This window comes from Pseudomonas sp. MWU12-2319 (assembly GCF_023242525.1).
Classification (GTDB): domain Bacteria; phylum Pseudomonadota; class Gammaproteobacteria; order Pseudomonadales; family Pseudomonadaceae; genus Aquipseudomonas; species Aquipseudomonas gingeri_D.
Genome location: NZ_JALJES010000002.1, coordinates 238,716 through 257,552, shown reverse-complemented (window position 1 = coordinate 257,552; position 18,837 = coordinate 238,716). Strand labels below are relative to the sequence as shown.

General features: G+C 64.4%; 18 protein-coding genes. 13 read left to right on the top strand and 5 right to left on the bottom strand.

Going from position 1 to position 18,837, the window contains the following annotated elements:
- Positions 1 to 56: 56 nt before the first annotated feature.
- Entirely contained in the window at positions 57 to 1,271 is a 1,215-nt protein-coding gene (locus M5C01_RS03865) for an MFS transporter (protein WP_152737354.1), read from the top strand.
- Between the two features lie 139 nt (positions 1,272 to 1,410).
- On the opposite strand, the gene M5C01_RS03860 is transcribed toward M5C01_RS03865, so the two are convergent.
- Together M5C01_RS03860 and M5C01_RS03855 are read right to left on the bottom strand one after the other, a co-directional pair.
- Complete coding sequence (locus tag M5C01_RS03860; protein WP_152737353.1) at positions 1,411 to 1,950, bottom strand: cytochrome b; 540 nt, start codon at positions 1,948 to 1,950, stop codon at positions 1,411 to 1,413.
- Positions 1,947 to 3,026 (bottom strand): catalase family peroxidase, encoded by a 1,080-nt coding sequence (locus M5C01_RS03855; protein ID WP_152737352.1) that lies wholly within the window; start codon positions 3,024 to 3,026, stop codon positions 1,947 to 1,949. Before M5C01_RS03855 ends, M5C01_RS03860 begins: the two co-directional genes overlap by 4 nt.
- 185 nt (positions 3,027 to 3,211) lie before the next feature.
- Here M5C01_RS03855 and M5C01_RS03850 point away from each other — a divergent pair, with 185 nt between their 5' ends.
- Both M5C01_RS03850 and M5C01_RS03845 read left to right on the top strand, forming a co-directional pair.
- On the top strand, positions 3,212 to 3,718 hold the full coding sequence (locus tag M5C01_RS03850; RefSeq protein ID WP_152737351.1) for a sigma-70 family RNA polymerase sigma factor: 507 nt from the start codon (positions 3,212 to 3,214) through the stop codon (positions 3,716 to 3,718).
- Positions 3,715 to 4,464, top strand: a complete 750-nt coding sequence (locus M5C01_RS03845) for an anti-sigma factor (RefSeq protein WP_152737350.1) — start codon at positions 3,715 to 3,717, stop codon at positions 4,462 to 4,464. The genes M5C01_RS03850 and M5C01_RS03845 overlap by 4 nt, the downstream gene beginning before the upstream one ends.
- 164 nt (positions 4,465 to 4,628) lie before the next feature.
- Here M5C01_RS03845 and M5C01_RS03840 read toward each other — a convergent pair whose 3' ends face one another.
- Entirely contained in the window at positions 4,629 to 5,468 is an 840-nt protein-coding gene (locus M5C01_RS03840; RefSeq protein WP_178129769.1) for an IclR family transcriptional regulator, read from the bottom strand.
- A gap of 242 nt (positions 5,469 to 5,710) precedes the next feature.
- Between M5C01_RS03840 and M5C01_RS03835 the strand changes: the two genes are divergently transcribed.
- From M5C01_RS03835 to M5C01_RS03795, 9 genes are all read left to right on the top strand, one after another.
- A complete protein-coding gene (locus M5C01_RS03835; protein ID WP_103497848.1) occupies positions 5,711 to 6,739 on the top strand; it encodes an ABC transporter ATP-binding protein in 1,029 nt (342 codons plus the stop codon).
- On the top strand, positions 6,736 to 7,611 hold the full coding sequence (locus M5C01_RS03830; protein WP_152737348.1) for an ABC transporter permease: 876 nt from the start codon (positions 6,736 to 6,738) through the stop codon (positions 7,609 to 7,611). Before M5C01_RS03835 ends, M5C01_RS03830 begins: the two co-directional genes overlap by 4 nt.
- Complete coding sequence (locus tag M5C01_RS03825; RefSeq protein WP_100942727.1) at positions 7,612 to 8,406, top strand: ABC transporter permease; 795 nt, start codon at positions 7,612 to 7,614, stop codon at positions 8,404 to 8,406.
- A 7-nt stretch (positions 8,407 to 8,413) separates the two neighbouring features.
- Entirely contained in the window at positions 8,414 to 8,704 is a 291-nt protein-coding gene (locus M5C01_RS03820) for a (2Fe-2S)-binding protein (RefSeq protein ID WP_152737347.1), read from the top strand.
- 54 nt (positions 8,705 to 8,758) lie between these two features.
- A complete protein-coding gene (locus M5C01_RS03815; RefSeq protein WP_152737346.1) occupies positions 8,759 to 10,114 on the top strand; it encodes an FAD/NAD(P)-binding oxidoreductase in 1,356 nt (451 codons plus the stop codon).
- A complete protein-coding gene (locus M5C01_RS03810) occupies positions 10,111 to 11,226 on the top strand; it encodes an FAD-dependent oxidoreductase (RefSeq protein ID WP_152737345.1) in 1,116 nt (371 codons plus the stop codon). Before M5C01_RS03815 ends, M5C01_RS03810 begins: the two co-directional genes overlap by 4 nt.
- 33 nt (positions 11,227 to 11,259) lie before the next feature.
- Positions 11,260 to 12,312 carry an ABC transporter substrate-binding protein gene (locus tag M5C01_RS03805; RefSeq protein ID WP_103497838.1) on the top strand — a complete coding sequence of 351 codons (1,053 nt, stop codon included), beginning with the start codon at positions 11,260 to 11,262 and terminating at the stop codon, positions 12,310 to 12,312.
- 315 nt (positions 12,313 to 12,627) lie between these two features.
- Positions 12,628 to 13,773 carry a cell division protein ZapE gene (gene zapE, locus M5C01_RS03800; protein ID WP_103497836.1) on the top strand — a complete coding sequence of 382 codons (1,146 nt, stop codon included), beginning with the start codon at positions 12,628 to 12,630 and terminating at the stop codon, positions 13,771 to 13,773.
- 88 nt (positions 13,774 to 13,861) lie between these two features.
- Positions 13,862 to 15,172, top strand: a complete 1,311-nt coding sequence (locus M5C01_RS03795) for a leucine-rich repeat-containing protein kinase family protein (RefSeq protein ID WP_152737344.1) — start codon at positions 13,862 to 13,864, stop codon at positions 15,170 to 15,172.
- Between the two features lie 44 nt (positions 15,173 to 15,216).
- Here the strand turns inward: M5C01_RS03795 and M5C01_RS03790 are convergent, their stop codons facing one another.
- A complete protein-coding gene (locus M5C01_RS03790) occupies positions 15,217 to 15,921 on the bottom strand; it encodes a YebC/PmpR family DNA-binding transcriptional regulator (RefSeq protein ID WP_100942741.1) in 705 nt (234 codons plus the stop codon).
- Positions 15,922 to 16,135: 214 nt separating this feature from the next.
- On the opposite strand from M5C01_RS03790, the gene tssI reads away from it, so the two are divergent.
- Positions 16,136 to 17,968, top strand: a complete 1,833-nt coding sequence (tssI, locus tag M5C01_RS03785) for a type VI secretion system tip protein TssI/VgrG (protein ID WP_152737343.1) — start codon at positions 16,136 to 16,138, stop codon at positions 17,966 to 17,968.
- Here tssI and M5C01_RS03780 read toward each other — a convergent pair.
- The gene (locus M5C01_RS03780; RefSeq protein ID WP_103497833.1) at positions 17,914 to 18,798 is read right to left on the bottom strand and encodes a LysR substrate-binding domain-containing protein; all 885 of its coding nucleotides are present in this window, start codon (positions 18,796 to 18,798) and stop codon (positions 17,914 to 17,916) included. The two genes, tssI and M5C01_RS03780, sit on opposite strands and share 55 nt — an antisense overlap.
- Positions 18,799 to 18,837 lie beyond the last annotated feature (39 nt).

Below are 18,837 nucleotides of genomic sequence, written 5' to 3'. Positions count from 1 at the left end.
AGTCACTCTAGGGTACAAGTAGTTTCAAAAAGCAACCACAAATCCCGGAGCCGATCATGGAATCTGAAGCACCGCTCACCTCCCATGCCCTGGACACTGCCACACACCTGCCCGGCGCGGTGGTGCTGCTGTTCGCCTTTGCCTGCGGGCTGTCGGTGGGCAATGTCTACTACGCCCAGCCGCTGCTGGACGCCATGGCCGAGACCTTTGCCATGGACCCTGCCAGCGTCGGCATCGTGATCAGCCTGACCCAGATCGGCTATGGACTGGGCCTGCTGTTGCTGGTCCCCCTCGGCGACCTGTTCAACCGCCGACGTCTGATCGTCGGGCAGATGCTGCTTTCGGTGGTGGCGCTGCTGGTCACTGCCCTGGCCCCCAGCAGTGTCTGGCTGCTGATCGGGTTGGCCGGCGTCGGCTTGCTGGCCGTGGTGACCCAGGTGCTGGTGGCCTACGCCACCCATCTGGCAGCACCGGGTGAGCGCGGCCAGGTGGTCGGGACAGTCACCAGTGGCATCGTGGTCGGCCTGCTGCTGGCCCGCAGTGTGGCCGGCGGCATGGCCGACCTGGCCGGCTGGCGCTCGGTCTATGGGTTGTCCGGTGCCCTGACGCTGTTAATGGCGGGCCTGCTGTGGCGGGCCCTGCCGCGGGTCGAGCCGCCCCGGCCACGGCGGGCGTATGGAGCGCTGATCGTTTCGGTCTTCACGCTGTTCAAGGAGGAAAAGGTCCTGCGGGATCGGGCCGTGCTGGCGATGTTGATCTTTGCCGCCGCGACGGTGTTGTGGACGCCATTGGTGTTGCCCCTGAGCGCCCCGCCGCTGTCGCTGTCCCATACCGAGATCGGTCTGTTCGGCCTGGCCGGTGCCGCCAGCGCCCTGGGCGCCGCCCGGGCCGGACAACTGGCGGATCGCGGCTGGGCGCAGTGGACCAGCGGCGGCGCCTTGTTGCTGATGCTGTTGTCCTGGCTGCCGATTGCCTTTACCCAATCGTCGCTGTGGGCCTTGCTGCTGGGAGTGATTGCCCTGGACCTGGGCTTGCAGGCGGTGCATGTCACCAGCCAGACGCTGATCTATAGCGTCAGGCCGCAGGCGCAAAGCCGGCTGGCGGCGGGTTATATGGTGTTTTATTCAGTGGGTAGCGCGGCGGGGTCGATCGGGGCGACGGCGATGTATGCCTGGGCAGGTTGGTTGGGGGTTTGTCTGTTGGGGGCGGGCCTCAATACGCTGGCGTTGGGGTATTGGGGGTGGTCGCTGAGGGTGGTGAAAAACCATTGAATCAGTGGTGCCGGGACGGACGCCTTCGCGGGCAAGCCCTGCTCCTACAGGATCGAGTCGTACCGAAATCTTGCGTACACCCGGAACTTGTAGGAGCAGGGCTTGCCCGCGAAGAGGCCCGCCCGAACAACCAATGACTTCAATCCTTGCCGCGCACCATGCTTTCCAACACCCCATCCCGACGAATCCAGCCATGGAACAGCGCCGCGGCCAGGTGCACCAACACCGTCAGGAACAACAGATATGCCAGGTACCCATGGGCCTTGCGCAAAAAGGCAAAAGTCGTCGGATTGGCCGACATGATCGCCGGCAACTGCAGCGAGCTGCTCAACATCACCGGATCCCCCGCCGCCGAAATCATTGCCCAGCCCAGCAGCGGCAAGACCAGCATCAACGCATACAGCAACACATGGGACAGCTTCGCCGCCAGCGCCTGCCATCCCGGCAAGTCACTCGGCAGCACTGGCTGACGGGTGCTGAAACGCACCACCAGGCGCACCACCACCAGCAGCAGAATCGCAATCCCCAGCGGCTTGTGCAGGTGCAGCAACCATTCATGCCGCTCGGACACCGAGGCCACCATCCCAGCACCGATAAACAGCATCGCCAGGATCATCAGTGCCATCAACCAATGCAGCAGGCGCGCCAGGGGCGCGAAGTGATTCGAAGGGGCGCTCATGGGCGGGACTCCTGTGACGAATGGGCGGCAGGCAGGGAGCCAACTTCACTGGTGCGACGCAGATAGGAACTGGCATAGGCCGCCGAACGCGCCGCCAGCAGGGGATCGGCCGAAGCCTCGATACCGCTCGGCAGGATCAGCGGGTCGTAGTTGATATCGCGGCAATCGCCGTCGTCCTGGGGCTGGGTGCTTTCCAGCACCAGGGTGCCGGCGTTGAGCACCTTGTGTTCGCCGGTCCATTGCCGACTGGCATCGTCCGTCGGATCGCCGGGATTGGCCAGGATCAGGCGCAATTGCCATTTCAGCGGGCCTGCCGCCAGGCGCTGGGCCAGGTCCTTGGCGAGAAAGTCGGCACCGTCCGGCGCCGTCGCCCCCGCGGCATCCTGGCTCAACGGCACCAGTCCCCAGCGCACGGCCTGGCGCCGGCCGGCCGCGTCGACCAGATAGAAGGCATTCAAACCGTTATAGCTTTCGGTGGCATAGCTGGCCGACGGCTTGGCGGTCTTGACCCATTGCAGGAATGGCGCGGTTTCCGGGTGGCTGGCGAAGAACGCCGCCATGGCCGCCGGGTTCGGCTTGCCGGTGCTCGGATCGGGCGAGGCCGCCTTGAGTTGCTGGAAAAATGCCTCGGGGGTGCCCACCGGAAACACCGGCATGCTGTTCATCCCGGTGCGCCATTGCTGGCCGTTGGCCTGGGTGAAACGCAAACCGAGGCTGCGAATCGGTACGCTGCTGTCCGGCGCGTAAGGGTTACCGCTGGGCAAGGCGAAGCGTCCTTCCACCGGCACGCTGCCTTCGCGGAAGACCTGGGCGGTGGAATAGGCACGGGCGGCATCGCTGCTTTCAAAATACCCGGCCACACACACGCCCTTGGCATGATTACGCCTGAAGCCGGCATGCAGGCCGTTGTTTTTCTCGAAGGTATTGACGATCCGTCCGGGGGTCAGGCGCGCCGGATCGAGCCGACCGTTGACATAGGCAAAGGCCCCGACCAGGACGGCGAGCACGACGGCGATGCCCACCAGGCGCAAGACCTTGCTCGAACCGCTGAGGGCCGGTGGTGTGTGATCTACCATGAAAAAACTCCAGGGCCTCAGGCGGCCACAGGGTGAAGGAGCTATAAGACGAAGGCCGTCCCGGTTTATTCCAGGCGCCCCGATTTATTTTTCGAATATTTATTTTCCGGCCGTTGGAATAACCTTCGAGGCCAGGCGTCTTGCTAGTCCAAGCGTAGTGACTGGTTAAAAACCCGCAGGATTCCATGAACGATCTCGATGAGCAGTTACGTGAATTGATCCCGCGAATGCGGCGTTTCGCCGTGTCGTTGACGCGCAATCCCAGCAGTGCCGACGACCTGGTCCAGGCCAGCCTGGAGCGCGCCCTGTCCAGTTGGGGCGACAAGCGTGCCGAGGGCGACCTGCGGGCCTGGCTGTTCTCGATCCTGTATCGCCAATTCATCGACGCCCACCGTCGCGGCAAACGTTATGCGCGGATGCTCGAGTTCTTTACCGGCCGCGACGATGCCCAGCCCTCGGTGGAACGCACGGTGGTGGCCCAGTCGACCCTGGAAGCCTTCGAGCTGCTGCCCACCGAGCAACGGGCCTTGTTGCTCTGGGTCTCGGTGGAAGGTTTGAGTTATAAGGAGGTCGCCGAGATTCTCGACGTCCCCACCGGCACCGTGATGTCGCGTCTGTCCCGCGCCCGCCAGGCCCTGCGTCAGCTCAGCGAAGGCGAAATCACCAGCCCCTCCCTGCGGATATTGAAATGATCACTATTCCTCCAAGCGAACGCGACCTGCACGCCTACGTCGATCATCAGCTCAGCGATGCCGACCGGCAGTTGCTGGAGACGTACCTGGCGAGCCACCCGGAACTGGCCGAACAGGTCCGCGACTGGCAGCGTGATGCCCAGCACTTGCGCGCGGCCCTGGGCGGTGCCTTGCAGATGCCGGCGAACCCGGCGCTGGATCCGAGCGTGATTCGCCGACGCCTGCGCGGTCAGTCCCGTCGGCACTTCGCCAGCGCCGCGGTGTTGCTGATTGCCGTGAGCATCGGCGGTGTCAGCGGCTGGCAGGCGCGGCAGATGACTTTCCCGCTGCCCGCGCCGATGGCCGACGCGGTCCAGGCCTATCGCATGTTCGCCACCCAGGACATCCTGCCGGCTGACTTCAAGGTCGAGCAGAGCGGCGACCTGCAAGGCTGGCTCGATCGTTACTTCACCCAGGCCAACCGTTTACCGAACCTGCAGAACGCCGGGTTCAAGCCGGTCAGTGCGCGCTTGCTGAGCACCGAGCAGGGTGCGGCGGCGATGGTGCTGTATGAGAACCCGCAAGGGCAGCGGATCAGCTACTACGTACGGCCACCGGGCCCGCAGAATCATCTGCTGGACCGCGGTGGGCGGCGGGATGGTGAGCTGCAGACCGAGTACTGGTCCGGCAGCGGCTACAACTACGCGATGGTGGCTCCGGCGGACAGCCCGGCGGCGCAGCTGTTGCAGCAGACCACACGGTTCTAGGGTCTGAGGTTTTCGCTGTTCTTGAGGGCCCTTTCGCGGGCAAGCTCCGCTCCCACAGGACCTCGGTTGTACACAAATTTTGAGTTCTACGCCGATATTGTGGGAGCGGAGCTTGCCCGCGAAGAGGCCCTCAAATCCACCCAAGAATTTCCAAGCTGAACCCCCTACTGTGCAGTACCAAATATCTGCGACGGTCGCCGCAACAACGGATCAAACGGATTGATCCGTGGCCCGATCGCCGCGGCCTCGCGCTTGAGCAACTCCACCACCGTCGGCAGGCGATCCGGTCCCAGGCGGTCGCTGATGGTGGCCACGCTCAACGCCGCCACCGCCCGGCCCTCGCGATCCAGGATCGGTACCGCCACCCCGGCCATGCCCTGCAGCACCCCGGTGTTGCGACCGGCATACCCGAGCTTGCGCACATTCTCCACTTCCGAACGCAGCAGCACTTCGTCATACAGATGGAAATCCCGCAGTCGCGGCAGGTTGTAGCGGATCACCGTTTCCCGCTCCTCCTCCGGCAGGAAGGCGAGAATCGCCAAACTGCCCTGCCCCACCCCCAGGGCCACGCGCCCACCGATATCGCCGGTAAAGGTGCGGATCGGAAACGGTCCTTCGCTACGGTCCAGGCAGATCGCATCAAAGCCGCTGCGGGCCAGGAGAAACAACGAATCCCCCAGCGATGCCGACAAACGCAATAACGCCGGCCGCACCAGTTCACGCAGATTGCCGGTCTGCCCGGCCCGGGCCGCCAGGGCAAAAAAGTCCAGGCTCAGGCGATAACGTTTGCTGCGCCCGTCCTGCTCGACCATGCCCTCGTCCACCAGGCTGCGCAGCAACCGATGCGTGGTCGGCTGGGACAAACCGACCCGTTCGGCCAACTGGGTCACCCGTTCACCACCCTCCGGCGTCTCCCCCAGGCTGCGCAACACGGCAAACAGCCGAGACACCGCGCTGACACCGACTTCACTTTTCTTATCATTCCGCTCAGTGGAATCCATTATTGCTTTTCCCATCTGAAAATTTATTCAATGAATGAAAGCGAAAATAATCATTCTTTCAGTGAAATTCACTCTTTCGCACATCCTAGGCTTCGTCCTACTCTGCGTCCACAAGGGGCGATTCGAACAACACCGGTAGCCGACACAGGTCGAGCACCACGCACCCCGGCAATACCCTTTCGTCTCTGCCCATGACAAAAAAGTGCGCCCCGGCGTACACAACAACACACAGGTGGAACGCAGTTATGGCCTTTCTACGACTTGAAGGCGTGTGCAAGCGTTATGGCGAGATCGAAGCCGTAGTCGCCACGCATCTCTCGGTGGACAAGGGCGAGTTCGTCTCGCTGCTCGGTCCCTCCGGTTGCGGCAAGACCACGACCCTGCAAATGATCGCCGGCTTCGTCGAAGTCAGCGCCGGCGCGATTCTTCTCGACAACCGCGATATCACCCACGCCAAGCCCAGCAGTCGCGGCCTCGGTGTGGTATTCCAGAGCTACGCGCTGTTTCCCCATATGAGTGTCGAGGACAACGTCGCCTTCGGCCTGCGCATGCGCAAGGTGCCGGCCGCCGAAGTGCGCAAGCGGGTGGCGACGGTGTTGCAGCTGGTGCGCCTGCACCAGCACGCCGAGCGTTATCCGCGCGAACTGTCCGGCGGCCAGCGCCAGCGCGTCGCGCTGGCCCGGGCCCTGGTGATCGAACCGCCGGTGCTGTTGCTCGACGAACCGCTGTCCAACCTCGACGCCAATCTGCGCGAAGAGATGCAGTTCGAGATTCGCCGCATCCAGCGCGAAGTCGGTATCACCACCCTGATGGTCACCCACGACCAGGCCGAAGCGCTGTCCATCAGCGACCGCGTGGTGGTAATGCAGGCCGGGCGCATCACCCAGATCGACGAACCCTACAAACTCTACGAACACCCGCGCACGCGCTTTATTTCCGGCTTCGTCGGCAAGGCCAACCTGCTACCGGGAGACCGCGATGCCAGTGGTTGCCCGCAAGTGCGGCAACTGCCGGGCGAAGGCGAATTGACCCTGAGCCTGCGCCCGGAAAAGATCGACCTGCTGGCCGCGGGTAGCGGACGTCTGCCCGGCAAAATCCTCAGCCGGTTCTTTCTCGGCAGCCAGTGGCTGTACCGGATCGACACCGCCATCGGCGAGATCACGGTGGTGCGCCGCAATGACGGTTCGGCACCGCTGAACGAAGGCACGGCGGTGGGCCTGGATTGGCCGGCCGAGCTGCTGCGGGTGCTGGAGCACGGCGAGGTGCCGGCATGAACCTGCTCGCGCGGATGCGCCAGGGGCGCCGTGGCTACCTGTTGTCGGCGCCGGCCCTGCTGCTCTACCTCGGCCTGCTGATCCTGCCGCTGGGCCTGACCGCCGTGCTGTCGTTCAACGTCTTCGATTACCAGACCGGGGTCAAAGACCACGCCTACACCCTGGAACACTACGGCCTGCTGTTCAGCGATCCGTACTTCTATGAAATCTTCCTGCGGACCTTCTGGATCAGCGGCCTGACCACCCTGCTCTGCGTGCTGATCGGGGTGCCCGAAGCCTACATCCTCAGCCGCATGGGCACGCCCTGGCGCTCGATCTTCCTGATCCTGATCCTCACCCCGTTGCTGATTTCGGTGGTGGTCCGGGCTTTCGGCTGGAGCCTGCTGCTGGGTGCCGACGGCCTGGTCAACCAGAGCCTGCAAGCCTTCGGCCTGGCGCCGATGAAACTGCTCTACACGCCGTTCGCGGTGGTGATCGCCCTGGTCCACGTGATGTTGCCGTTCATGATCATTCCGGTCTGGACCTCGCTGCAAAAGCTCGATCCGGCCGCCGAACAGGCCGCGCTGTCCCTCGGTGCCAGCCACACCACGGTGATGCGCCTGGTGGTGTTGCCGCAGGTGATGCCCGGGGTGCTGTCCGGCACGCTGATCGTGTTCGGCCTGTCCGCCAGTTCCTTCGCGATTCCCGGCCTGCTCGGCGGACGCCGGCTGAAGATGGTCGCGACCCTGGTCTACGACCAGTACCTCTCGGAACTCAACTGGCCGATGGGCGCGGCGATTGCCGTGGTGCTGTTGCTGCTCAACCTGCTGATCATGCTGTCGTGGAACCGGATGATCGAGCGTCGCTACAAAAAATCCCTGGGGGCCGCGTAAATGTCCAGAAACGGCCCGTTGGCCCTGCTGTTCCATAGCCTGATCGTGGTGTTCATGATGGCGCCGCTGGTGGTGGTGTGCCTGGTGGCCTTCACCCCGGAAAACACCCTGAGCCTGCCGACCACGCACTTCTCGCTGCGCTGGTTCCGCGCGGTGTTCGAACGCGCGGACTTTGTCCAGGCGTTCTACAACAGCCTGATCCTGGCCTTCAGCGCCGCCAGCCTGGCGACCCTGATCGCGGTCCCAGCGGCCCTGGCGATGACCCGTCATCAGTTTCCCGGGCGGGACTTTCTCAATGGCCTGTTTCTCTCGCCGATCATCATCCCGCACCTGGTGCTCGGGGTCGCCTTGTTGCGCCTGTTCGCCCTGATGGGGGTCAACGGCAGCTTCGCCTGGTTGATCGCCGCCCATGTGCTGGTGATCACGCCTTATGTGCTGCGCCTGGTACTGGCCGCCGCCATCGGCATGGACCGCAGCGCCGAGCAGGCCGCCGAATCCCTGGGGGCCGGACGCTTCACGCTGTTCCGCCAGATCACCCTGCCGATGATCCTCCCCGGCGTGGCCGGTGGTTGGCTGCTGGCCTTTATCAACAGCTTCGACGAAGTGACGCTGTCGATCTTCGTCACCTCCCCCTCGACCCAGACCCTGCCGGTGCGCATGTACGTGTACGCCACCGAATCCATCGATCCGATGATGGCGGCGGTCTCGGCCCTGGTGATCGCGCTGACCGCGCTGACGATGATTCTGCTCGACCGGGTCTATGGCCTGGACCGGGTACTGGTAGGCAAACAATGAGGCCGACATGGCGCTGCTGACACGACTGGCCGAAGGCGAACGCCCGGCCCTGGACTTTACCCTCGACGGCGAACCGGCCAGCGGATTGCAGGGCGATACCCTGCTGACCGCGCTGCTGACCGCCGGTGAATATCTGCGCCACAGCGACTTCAGTGGCGAACCCCGTGCCGGGTTCTGCCTGATGGGTGCTTGCCAGGATTGCTGGGTCAGACTGGCCGACGGGCGCCGGGTGCGCGCCTGTTCGACGATGCTCGAAGCCGGGCAGCAGGTGAGTCGGGAAGGGAGAAAGCCAGCATGACCCGCACGTCGGTAAAAGGCCGTGGCATTTTTTCCAGAAGACGGCGGGTCGAGCATGTCTGAGATAGTGATCGTCGGTGCCGGACCGGCCGGTATCCGCGCCGCACAAACCCTGGTTGCCCATGGCCTGCGCCCCTGCCTGCTGGATGAAGCCGCACGCGGCGGCGGGCAGATCTATCGCCGTCAACCGGAGAACTTCCGCCGTTCTCCGGTGAAACTCTATGGGTTCGAAGCCCGCAAGGCGGTAGCGATTCACCAGACCCTGGACCGTCTGCGCGAACAACTCGACTACCGGCCCGACACACTGGTGTGGAATGCCGAAGACGGCGCCCTCGACACCTTGCAGCAAGGCCGTGCCGGGCGCCTGGACTACACGAAGGTGATCGTCGCCACAGGCGCTACCGACCGGATGTTGCCGATCCCCGGCTGGACCTTGCCCGGTGCCTACAGTCTCGGTGCCGCGCAGATTGCCCTGAAATACCAGGGCTGTGCCATCGGCCAACGGGTGGTGTTCGCCGGCAGCGGACCGCTGCTGTACCTGGTGGCCTACCAATACGCCAAGGCCGGGGCCAAGGTGGTCGCGGTGCTCGACAGCACGCCGTTCAGCGCCCAGTGCCGTGCCCTGCCCGGTCTGCTCAGGCAGCCACTGACCCTCGCCAAGGGCCTGTACTACCGCGGTTGGCTGACGGCCCACGGTATCCCGGTACATCAGGACGCCCATCTGCAACAGATTGACGGCGAACAACGCGTGCAGTCGTTGCGCTGGCGCCAGGGCAAACGCCTGCGCTCGCTTGACTGCGACGCACTGGCCTTCGCCCACGGGCTGCGCAGCGAAACCCAATTGGCCGATCTGCTCGGCTGTCGTTTCGCCTGGAACCCCTTGAACCGCGCCTGGCTGCCGGAGCGCGATAGCGCCGGGCGTAGCAGTGTGGCGGGGGTTTACCTGGCCGGTGATGGCGCTGGAATCATGGGCGCCGATGCGGCGGAAATGGCCGGCGAGCGGGCTGCCCTGGCGCTGCTGGAAGACCTGGGACGCGCTGTCGATCCAAAGCGGACAGCGTTTTTGGAAACTCGCCTGCAACATATCGATGGCTTCCGCCAAGGCCTGGAACAGGCCTTCCCCTTCCCCGAGCGCTGGGCCGCGGACGCCCCGGACACGCTGATGCTGTGCCGCTGCGAGGAAGTCAGCGTCGGCGAGGTACGTGGGGTGGTCCGCGAAGGTCATTGGGAGATCAATCGGGTCAAGGCCCATTGCCGGGTCGGCATGGGCCGCTGCCAGGGCCGGATCTGCGGCGCGGCGGCGGCGGAAATCATTGCCTGTGAAAGCGGCCTGGGCCTGGACAGTATTGGCCGTCTGCGGGCCCAGGCGCCAATCAAGCCGCTGCCGTTCGGCGTGGAGGTCGCGCCATGATCGAAGTCGACGTGGTGATTCTCGGCGGCGGCATTGTCGGTGCTTCGGCGGCCCTCGCCTTGAGCCGTCAAGGCCGTAGCGTGGCGCTGCTGGAGCGGGACTTCTGCGGCTCGCATTCCAGCGGCGTGAACTACGGCGGCGTGCGCCGCCAGGGTCGGCCGCTGTCGCAGTTGCCGCTGTCCCAGCGTGCCCACGGGATCTGGGCTCGCCTGCCTGAGTTGATCGGCATCGACGGCGAATACCAGCGCTCGGGGCATCTCAAGCTGGCCCGCAGCCTCGACGACCTGGCCGCCCTGCAAGCCTATGCCGACAGCAGCCAGGGCTTCGGGCTCGATCTGCAAGTGCTTGACCGCGAACAGTTGCACCGACGTTTTCCGTGGGTCGGCCAGGTCGCCGAGGGCGCGTCCTTCTGTCCCGACGACGGTCATGCCAACCCCCGGCTGGTCTCCCCGGCGTTTGCCCGGGCGGCTCGTCTGCTCGGCGCGACGGTGCTGGAACAGAGCGAAGTGACCCAGGTCGAGCACGACGGCCGAGGTTTTCTCCTGCGCACGCAAAAGGGCCTCGAAGTCCGCGCGCCCTGGCTGCTCAATTGCGCCGGTGCCTGGGCCGGCAGCCTCGCCGCGCAGTTCGGAGAAGCGGTGCCGATGCACTCCGGCCATCCGGCGATGCTGGTGACCGAGCCCCTGCCCCTGGTGATGGACGCCAGCACCGGTGTCGAGGGCGGCGGTATCTATGCCCGCCAGGTCAGTCGCGGCAACTGCGTATTGGGTGGCGGCCAGGGTTTTGCCCTGGACCACGCCCGTGCCCGGCCGGGACAAAGCGCCGTGCTGGAGATTCTGCGCCAGGCCGTCGAGCTCTATCCGTTTCTGCAAGGGGCCCAGGCGATTCGTACCTGGAGCGGCACCGAAGGCTACCTGCCCGACCGCCAGCCGGTGATCGGCCCGAGCAGTACCCAACCCGGCCTGCTGCACGCCTTCGGTTTTGCCGGGGCGGGCTTCCAGATCGCTCCGGCGGTAGGCGAAGTCCTCGCCGAACTGGTGTGCCAGGGCCAGTCGTCGACGCCGATAGAAGCTTTTTCCATTAACCGTTTCCACGCCACTCCCGCCGCTTGAGCGGGCCGTCAGAACCCAGAGGAAGATCGCGCCATGAAGAAGACTCAACGCAATGCCCTGATCGGTTTGTCCTGCCTGCCTCTCATGGCCCTGCTGGGCGCCGCGCCGGCCCAGGCCGAGCCCACGCTGTACCTGGGCATGAACGGCGGGACCATGGAACGCTTGTACACCGACGAGGTGCTGCCGCCCTTCGAAAAGGCCAATCACGTCAAGGTAGTCATTGTGCCAGGCACCTCCGCCGACATCCTCGCCAAGGTCCAGGCGAGCAAGGACAATCCGCAGTTGCACGTGATCTTCCTCGATGACGGGATCATGTACCGGGCGATCTCCATGGGCCTGTGCAGCAAGCTCGAAGACAGCCCGACCCTGGCACAGATCCCGGCCAAGGGCCGGATCAAGGACCAGGCCGTGGCGGTCAGCCTGGGGGTGACCGGGCTGGCCTACAACACGCGGCTGTTCAAGGCCAAAGGCTGGGCCGCGCCGACCTCGTGGATGGACATGGCGGACAGCAAGTACAAGGACAAGCTGGTGTTCCAGTCGATGTCGTCCTCGACCTTCGGCCTGCACGGTTTCCTGATGTTCAACCGGCTCCAGGGCGGCAGCGAGACCAATGTCGAACCGGGTTTCAAGGCCTGGCCGAACAGCGTAGGGCGTAATGTGCTGGAGTACATCCCGAGTTCGGCCAAGCTTTCGGAGATGGTCCAGACCGATGAAGCGGCACTGTTCCCGCTGACCCCGACCCAGGTTACCGCGCTCAAGCTCAAGGGCATCCCGGTGGAGTACGCGCAACCCAAGGAAGGCGCGGTGGTGCTGAACGTCGCCGAATGTGCGATCGCCAACAACACTGAGCCGGCGTTGGCGCAGAAACTCGCCGAGTTCCTCCTGACTCCCGAGGCCCAGGCGGCGGCGCTGGAAGATGGCGACCAGATCCCGTCCAACCCCAACACCCCGACCACCGACAAGACCCGCGGCCAGGTCGAGGCCATGAAAAAATACCTGGACACCGCGGTGGCCATCGACTGGGATCAGGTCAACCTGCTGCGGCCTGAGTGGAACGCGCGCTGGAACCGCAGTATCGAGCGCTAGCCCCCCCTTCAAAAACCCACATCCAGAATCACGTTGTCGGTGCAGGTCCCTGCCGACGGCGTGCTCTGGTCGGTGTAGACCCTCGAGCAACCCTTGGTGCCAGCCACCACAAATGCATCGTCGATGCACAAGGGACAATACCAAAACAATAGAGCCTTCCAAGGCATCATTCCTGTTGGATAGTGGTTGCCTTGATTGAAGCGTCAAGGTAAAACTTGAAACTGGTTAAAGATTAATCGATATGCCTTCACGCCTTTTCTGATCTATCTGACGAATGAACTCGCTCCGGACCTTCATGCAAGGGGATTCTCTCCGTTGGCTGCTCTGCCCCCCCATCGCCCTGGCGTGAAATCCCGTTGGCCAGCCTTGCGCCGCTTTTTCGGCAAGGCTTTCGCCGGCAAGGGCAGCGCCGCACCGCTGTCCCACGACGTGCACGAGTATTTCCGACGCAAGGCCAACCACCAGGGCTACACCCTGAGCCTGAGCCAGCAGCGGGTCATCGAACGCATGGCACAGCAGGCCAGCGCGCTGCTGTACAGCGCGCATCAGGGCCGCCAACGCAGCCTGTACCTGCACGGCGCGGTCGGACGTGGCAAGAGCTGGTTGCTGGACGGCTTTTTCCAGGCCGTGCCGATTGCCGAGAAACAGCGGGTGCACTTCCACGACTTCTTTACCCACCTGCACCAGGGCATGTTCCTCCACCGGGAAACCCCCGATGCCCTGGGCCGGACCCTCGATGAGCTGCTCAAAGACTGCCGGCTGCTGTGCTTCGACGAGTTCCATGTCCATGACATCGGCGATGCCATGCTCATCAATCGGCTGTTCAAGGCGCTGTTCCAACGTGGCGTGCTGCTGTTGGTGACCTCCAACTACCCGCCCGAAGGCCTGTTGCCCAACCCGCTCTATCACGCCCGCTTCAAGCCGGTAATCGACCTGATCAATGCCCGCATGGAGGTCATGGAGGTCGGCGGTCCCCATGACTACCGCAGCCAACCACGCAGCCATAGCCAACAGCAATTCACCCAGGGCCAGTACGTCTGGCCGGGCACTGCGGAACAACGCCAGGCCTTGCTATTGCCGCAGCGCCAGGCTCCGGCCTTTGCCCTGCAGGTCGGCGCCCGGCAACTGAAGGCGCGTCTGTGTAGCGAACGCACCGTGCGTTTCGAGTTCACCGACCTCTGCGACCAGCCCACCGCCGTGATGGACTACCTGGAACTGTGCCGACGCTTCGACACCTGGATCGTCGATGAACTGCCCAGCCTGGAAGACTGTTCGATCGCGGCCCAGCAGCGTTTTATCAACCTGATCGACGTGCTGTACGACCAGGACAAACGCCTGCTGCTGATCGGCGAACGGCCGCTGCGCGACAGCCTGGGCGGTAATGCCATCGACCTGGCACGGACCCGCAGCCGCCTGGGGCAACTGGTCGAAGTCGGACCCGAGTCCCTCAACCAGGGCTGACACCCACTCATCACAGCGCCGTTGCTGAACAACATTGCTATCATGGCGATCTTTTTTCGATGATCGCGACGAGTACTCACGCCCGCTTATGGATACCCTTGCCCAATTGCGCGCCGGTCAACTGACCGGTATCAAGCGACTCGACCTGTCCTGCGGGCTGACCGAGTTCCCCCGGGAGATTTTCCAGCTGGCCGACTCCCTGGAAATCCTCAATCTGAGCGGCAATGCCCTGAGCAGCCTGCCGGACGACTTGTACCGGCTGCCACACCTACGCATCCTGTTCTGCTCGGACAACCAGTTCACCGAGTTGCCGGTGTGCCTGGGCCAGTGCGCCAGACTGAGCATGGTCGCCTTCAAGGCCAACCGCATCGAGCAAGTGCCGACCGCCGCCCTGCCGCCCCAGCTGCGCTGGCTGATCCTGACCGACAACCGCATCACCGAGCTACCGGAAGAACTCGGCCGCCGGCCCCTGCTGCAGAAACTCATGCTGGCAGGCAATCGCCTGCGCACCCTGCCCGCCAGCCTGGCGGACTGTCACCGGCTGGAGCTGATCCGCATCGCCGCCAACCAGCTGGACGAGTTGCCCGAGTGGCTGCTGACCCTGCCGGGCCTGGCCTGGATCGCCTATGCCGGTAACCCGAAGCTTGATCACACCGGTGAGGTGCTGGTCGGCGACACCACCCCGAGCATCGACTGGAGCCAGCTGCAACTGGCGCAACGCTTGGGCGAAGGCGCCTCGGGGGTGATCAGCCAGGCACGCTGGAGCCGTCCAGAGGCGCCGGCCTTGCCGGTGGCGGTCAAGCTGTACAAGGGCAGCATGACCAGCGACGGTTCGCCCTTGAATGAAATGAATGCCTGCATCGCGGCGGGCCTGCATCCGAACCTGATCAAGGTCGAAGGGCGCATCGGCGGTCACCCCGATGCCCAGGCCGGCCTGGTGATGGAACTGATCGATCCGCAGTTCGCCAATCTTGCGGCACTGCCGAGCCTCGATTCGTGCAGCCGTGATGTGTACCGGGACGAGACCCGCTTCAGCCCGGAACAAGCCTTGCGCATGGCCCGCGGGATCGCCTCGGTGGGCGCGCATCTGCATCGCCTGGGGCTCTGCCATGGCGACCTGTACGCACACAATATTCTCTACAACGAGGCCGGGGATTGCCTGCTCGGGGACTTTGGCGCCGCGTCGTTCCATGCACCGACCGACAGCCTGGAAACCCGCGCGCTGCAACGGATCGAGGTGCGTGCGTTCGGGATTCTGCTCGGCGAGCTGCTGGAACGGATCGACGGGGCGATGGAGCCGCGCGTGCTTGAATCGCTCAAGGACCTGCAGTTGCGCTGCATCCAGCCGGATGTGCTGGCGCGGCCGGGGTTCGAGGCGATCTGCGCAACCCTGGCATAACTGCCGGGCATCAGCCCCCCTTGTGACAAGGGGGGCTTGGCGGATCAGCCCGCCAGGCCGACAAACATGTCTTGCACGTCGTCGTGGTTGTCCAGGCCTTCGAGGAAAGCCTCGACTTCGGCCATCTGCTCGTCGCTCAGGCCGCTGACCGGGTTCTTCGCCTGGTAACCCAGCTTGGCCGACAACACGGTGAAACCTTGCTCCGGCAGGGCTTTCTGCACCGCGTCGAGATCGGTCGGTTCGGTGAGGAACAGGGTCGCGCCCTCTTCGCCCGGCTCGAAATCCTGGGCACCGGCTTCGATCGCCGCCATTTCCGGGTCGGCATCCGGACTGTCCGGAGACGCCTCGATCAGGCCGACATGGTTGAAGTCCCAGGACACCGAACCCGACGCGCCCAACTGGCCCTTGCGGAACGCCACGCGGATTTCCGCCACGGTACGGTTGATGTTGTCGGTGACGCATTCAACGATCAGCGGCACCTGGTGCGGGGCGAAGCCTTCGTAGGTCACGCGGTGATACTGCACGGTTTCGCCCAACTGGCCCGAGCCTTTCTTGATGGCGCGTTCCAGGGTCTCGCGAGGCATCGAGGCCTTTTTCGCCTGTTCGACCACCAACCGCAGGTGTGCGTTGGTGGAGACATCCGCACCGTTGCGCGCGGCGATGGTGATTTCCTTGACCAGCTTGCCAAAAATCTTGCCCTTGGCGTTGGCCGCCGCTTCTTTGTGTTTAACCTTCCACTGTGCGCCCATTACTCACTCTCTCGATCAGAGGCGTCGTGACATTTATTGGCCGACGCTTTGCCGCCCAGTTTATACGGCCAGTCCCCGCCAATCGACCAAAACCTGACGAAGATTACGACTCTACCCTGATGTTCGTAGGCAATTTCCCAAACATCGTTTTGCGGTGTCCAGGCGCCCACGGCTTTTCGTACCCTCTGCCACAAATCCGTGGAGAAGAGACGAAATGCCTCAGGACAAGGAACGACAGATCTCACTGACCATCGGCCTGCTCCCTGACCCCTTGCCGGTCATCCGCTTCAAGGGCCGCGAGGCCTTGAACGAACCCTTCCGCTTCGAAATGGAACTGCTGGGCGACACCGCCCTGGACCTGGAACCCCTGCTGCATCGTCCGGCCCTGTTGAGTCTGGGCTGCGGGCAGACCAGCTGGCATGGGATCATTGAGGAGATCAGCAGTCGCTACCTGGAGCCACGGCTCTGTCATTACCAGGTGGTGCTGGTGCCGCGCCTGCAAGCCCTGGCACGTTGCCAACGACGTCGGGCCTTCTGCGACCTGAGCGTACCGGCGATTCTCCTGCGACTGCTTGAAGCCCACGACCTGGAGGCCGCCGATTACCGCTTCGAGCTTGAGCGTGGCCTGTACCCCCGCCGGGCCCTGTGCCTGCAACAGGATGAAAACGACCTGCAATTGCTGAACCGGCTCTGCGAGGAAGAAGGCATCCACTATCACTTCGAACAGGCGCCGCACCGACATGTCCTGGTGTTCGCCGAAGACCCGCAAAGCTTTCCCGAACGAGCCGGCGTGGTGCCTTGTCACGACAGTGCCGCGGGACTGGAACAGCCCTTTATCAGCCAACTCTACGAGCGTCACCAGATGCTCGCCAGCCATGACAGCCGACTGCCCGGGCATGCTCCCGCCTGGCCGCCGGAAGCACCCGACGACGGCGCCGCCAACCAGGCCAACGCCTATGGCCTGCACACCGCCCCCCCCACACCGCGCCAGCGCCACGAACAGCAACTCAGCCAGCGCAGCCTCGAACGGTTGCGTTGCGAACAACGCCAGATCCAGGGCTACAGCAACCTGGACAGCCTGCGCAGCGGCGAAGTCCGGCGGATCGGCGGCCATCCACGACAGGCGCTCAACGATCAATGGCTGATCACCGAGGTGCAGCATCTGGGCGAACAGTGCCTGGATCGATACCCCGTCGACGCCTTCAGTGTCGAGGCGGACGACGGCCTGCATGACGAGTGTTTCAGCGACGGCTACAGCAATCACTTCAGGGCCATCCCCTGGGCCACGCCGTTTCGCCCCTCCTTACGGGAAAAACGCCCGGCGGCGCAGGGTTATCAGATCGGCACGCTACTGGGTGCGCATGCCGGCACCGCCCGGCCGGATGCCCAGGGGCGCCTGCGGGTACAGTTGTCGAACAGCGTCCAGCCCGCGGACCGCGCACCGGGCTGCTGGGCCTCGCCCGGCGTCGCGCAAAGCCAGGCCCCCCGGGTTGGCAGCCAGGTGCTGATCGACTTTGTCGAGAACGAGGCGGAGCAACCGGTGATCTGTGGTTTTCTCACCGATCGGGACCTGTACGCCGCCATTGACCCGCCGCCCCTGGCCGACCGGCCGCCTGGCGGCGCCGCGCCGTGGGAGGGACAGGAGAGCGGCGGCGCACCGGATGATGACCCCGGGGAGTTCTATCTGTATGAGCAACCCCATGAACCGCCGACAACCACCGCCCGTTGCCTGGGCGAAAACATCTGGTACGTCGTGCGAATGCCCCGGCCCGGACTCAAGGAACTGGCGCGCCTGAGCCGTGATGACATCCTTCTGGAAGGCCGCAGTGACAGCCGTGGCGCGGCCTTGCTGAGCCCCGCCGACAGACGGCGACTGGCCCTGGAGTTGGCCGCCACGCCGGAACAGCTGTGGTTGCTCTACCCAGGACAATGCGTGGCCCTGCACGCCTACATCCAGCAGCACTGGAGCCAGCGCCAGCGCCAGGCCTTTCTTCAGGACGGGCTGAATGCCCCCGGCGTTTGCGGCACCAGCCCAAGGAATGCCTGAATCAGCCGCAGTTCCTTGCGGCGCTCCAGGCAACCGATCTGGTGCCGGTTGCCCAGCCCCTCACCGCTGATCGGCAGCGCCCGTACCCGGGGGTCGGGACTGACTTCCAACGACGAGACGATACCCACCCCCAGCTCCGCGGCCACCGCTTCGGTCACCGCCTCGCGGCTGTCCAGTTCCAGCAGCACCCGTGGACTCACGGCGGCCAGGGCACAGGCCTGATCGAAGGTGCGCCGGGTGATCGAGCTCGGCTCGCGCAGCACCATGATCACCTGGTCCAGTTGCTCCAGGGCAATGCCCTGTGGTTCGGCCAACCACGGATGCCCCTGGGGCACCAGCGCACAGATCCGCGACTCGCTCAGGGGTTGCAGGTACAGGCCCTTGCGCGGCTCGACCTCGGTCAGCACCGCCACATCGGCATGCTCGGACAACAGCGCCGCCAGGGTTTCCTGGGCATTGCCGAGCCTCAGGTTGACGGTGATCCCCGGGTATCGCGCCCGCAGCCGCGCAAGCATCGGCATGACCATATGGGGCCCGTCCGCGGCAATCTCCAGGCGTCCGGTCAGCAGTTGTCGATTGGCTTCGAGCATCGCCTGGGCTTCCTCCACCAGACCGAACATGGCCCGGGTGATCGCCGCCAGCCGGGTGCCCTCGGCGGTCAGTTCCACCCGTCGCGCCGTGCGCCTGAGCAAGGTGATCTGGTAGTGCTCTTCCAGGGCCTTGATATGTCCGGTCACCGCCGGCTGGCTGATGAACAACCGGGCCGCGGCACGGGTAAAACTGCCCTCGCGGGCCACGGCATCGAATGCGCGCAGTTGGAACAGGTTCATAGCTATCGGCCTCACTGATAGCTCGCATAACAACAAACA

Bases quoted from the DNA above. Each gene is read 5' to 3' on its own strand.
- M5C01_RS03825 (WP_100942727.1), top strand. From the start codon at position 7,612: ATGTCCAGAAACGGCCCGTTGGCCCTGCTGTTCCATAGCCTGATCGTG.
- tssI (WP_152737343.1), top strand. From the start codon at position 16,136: ATGCCTCAGGACAAGGAACGACAGATCTCACTGACCATCGGCCTGCTC.
- M5C01_RS03865 (WP_152737354.1), top strand. From the start codon at position 57: ATGGAATCTGAAGCACCGCTCACCTCCCATGCCCTGGACACTGCCACA.
- M5C01_RS03780 (WP_103497833.1), bottom strand. From the start codon at position 18,798: ATGAACCTGTTCCAACTGCGCGCATTCGATGCCGTGGCCCGCGAGGGC.
- M5C01_RS03845 (WP_152737350.1), top strand. From the start codon at position 3,715: ATGATCACTATTCCTCCAAGCGAACGCGACCTGCACGCCTACGTCGAT.
- M5C01_RS03820 (WP_152737347.1), top strand. From the start codon at position 8,414: ATGGCGCTGCTGACACGACTGGCCGAAGGCGAACGCCCGGCCCTGGAC.
- M5C01_RS03810 (WP_152737345.1), top strand. From the start codon at position 10,111: ATGATCGAAGTCGACGTGGTGATTCTCGGCGGCGGCATTGTCGGTGCT.
- M5C01_RS03790 (WP_100942741.1), bottom strand. From the start codon at position 15,921: ATGGGCGCACAGTGGAAGGTTAAACACAAAGAAGCGGCGGCCAACGCC.
- M5C01_RS03860 (WP_152737353.1), bottom strand. From the start codon at position 1,950: ATGAGCGCCCCTTCGAATCACTTCGCGCCCCTGGCGCGCCTGCTGCAT.
- M5C01_RS03795 (WP_152737344.1), top strand. From the start codon at position 13,862: ATGGATACCCTTGCCCAATTGCGCGCCGGTCAACTGACCGGTATCAAG.
- M5C01_RS03815 (WP_152737346.1), top strand. From the start codon at position 8,759: ATGTCTGAGATAGTGATCGTCGGTGCCGGACCGGCCGGTATCCGCGCC.
- M5C01_RS03830 (WP_152737348.1), top strand. From the start codon at position 6,736: ATGAACCTGCTCGCGCGGATGCGCCAGGGGCGCCGTGGCTACCTGTTG.
- M5C01_RS03805 (WP_103497838.1), top strand. From the start codon at position 11,260: ATGAAGAAGACTCAACGCAATGCCCTGATCGGTTTGTCCTGCCTGCCT.
- M5C01_RS03855 (WP_152737352.1), bottom strand. From the start codon at position 3,026: ATGGTAGATCACACACCACCGGCCCTCAGCGGTTCGAGCAAGGTCTTG.
- M5C01_RS03835 (WP_103497848.1), top strand. From the start codon at position 5,711: ATGGCCTTTCTACGACTTGAAGGCGTGTGCAAGCGTTATGGCGAGATC.
- M5C01_RS03850 (WP_152737351.1), top strand. From the start codon at position 3,212: ATGAACGATCTCGATGAGCAGTTACGTGAATTGATCCCGCGAATGCGG.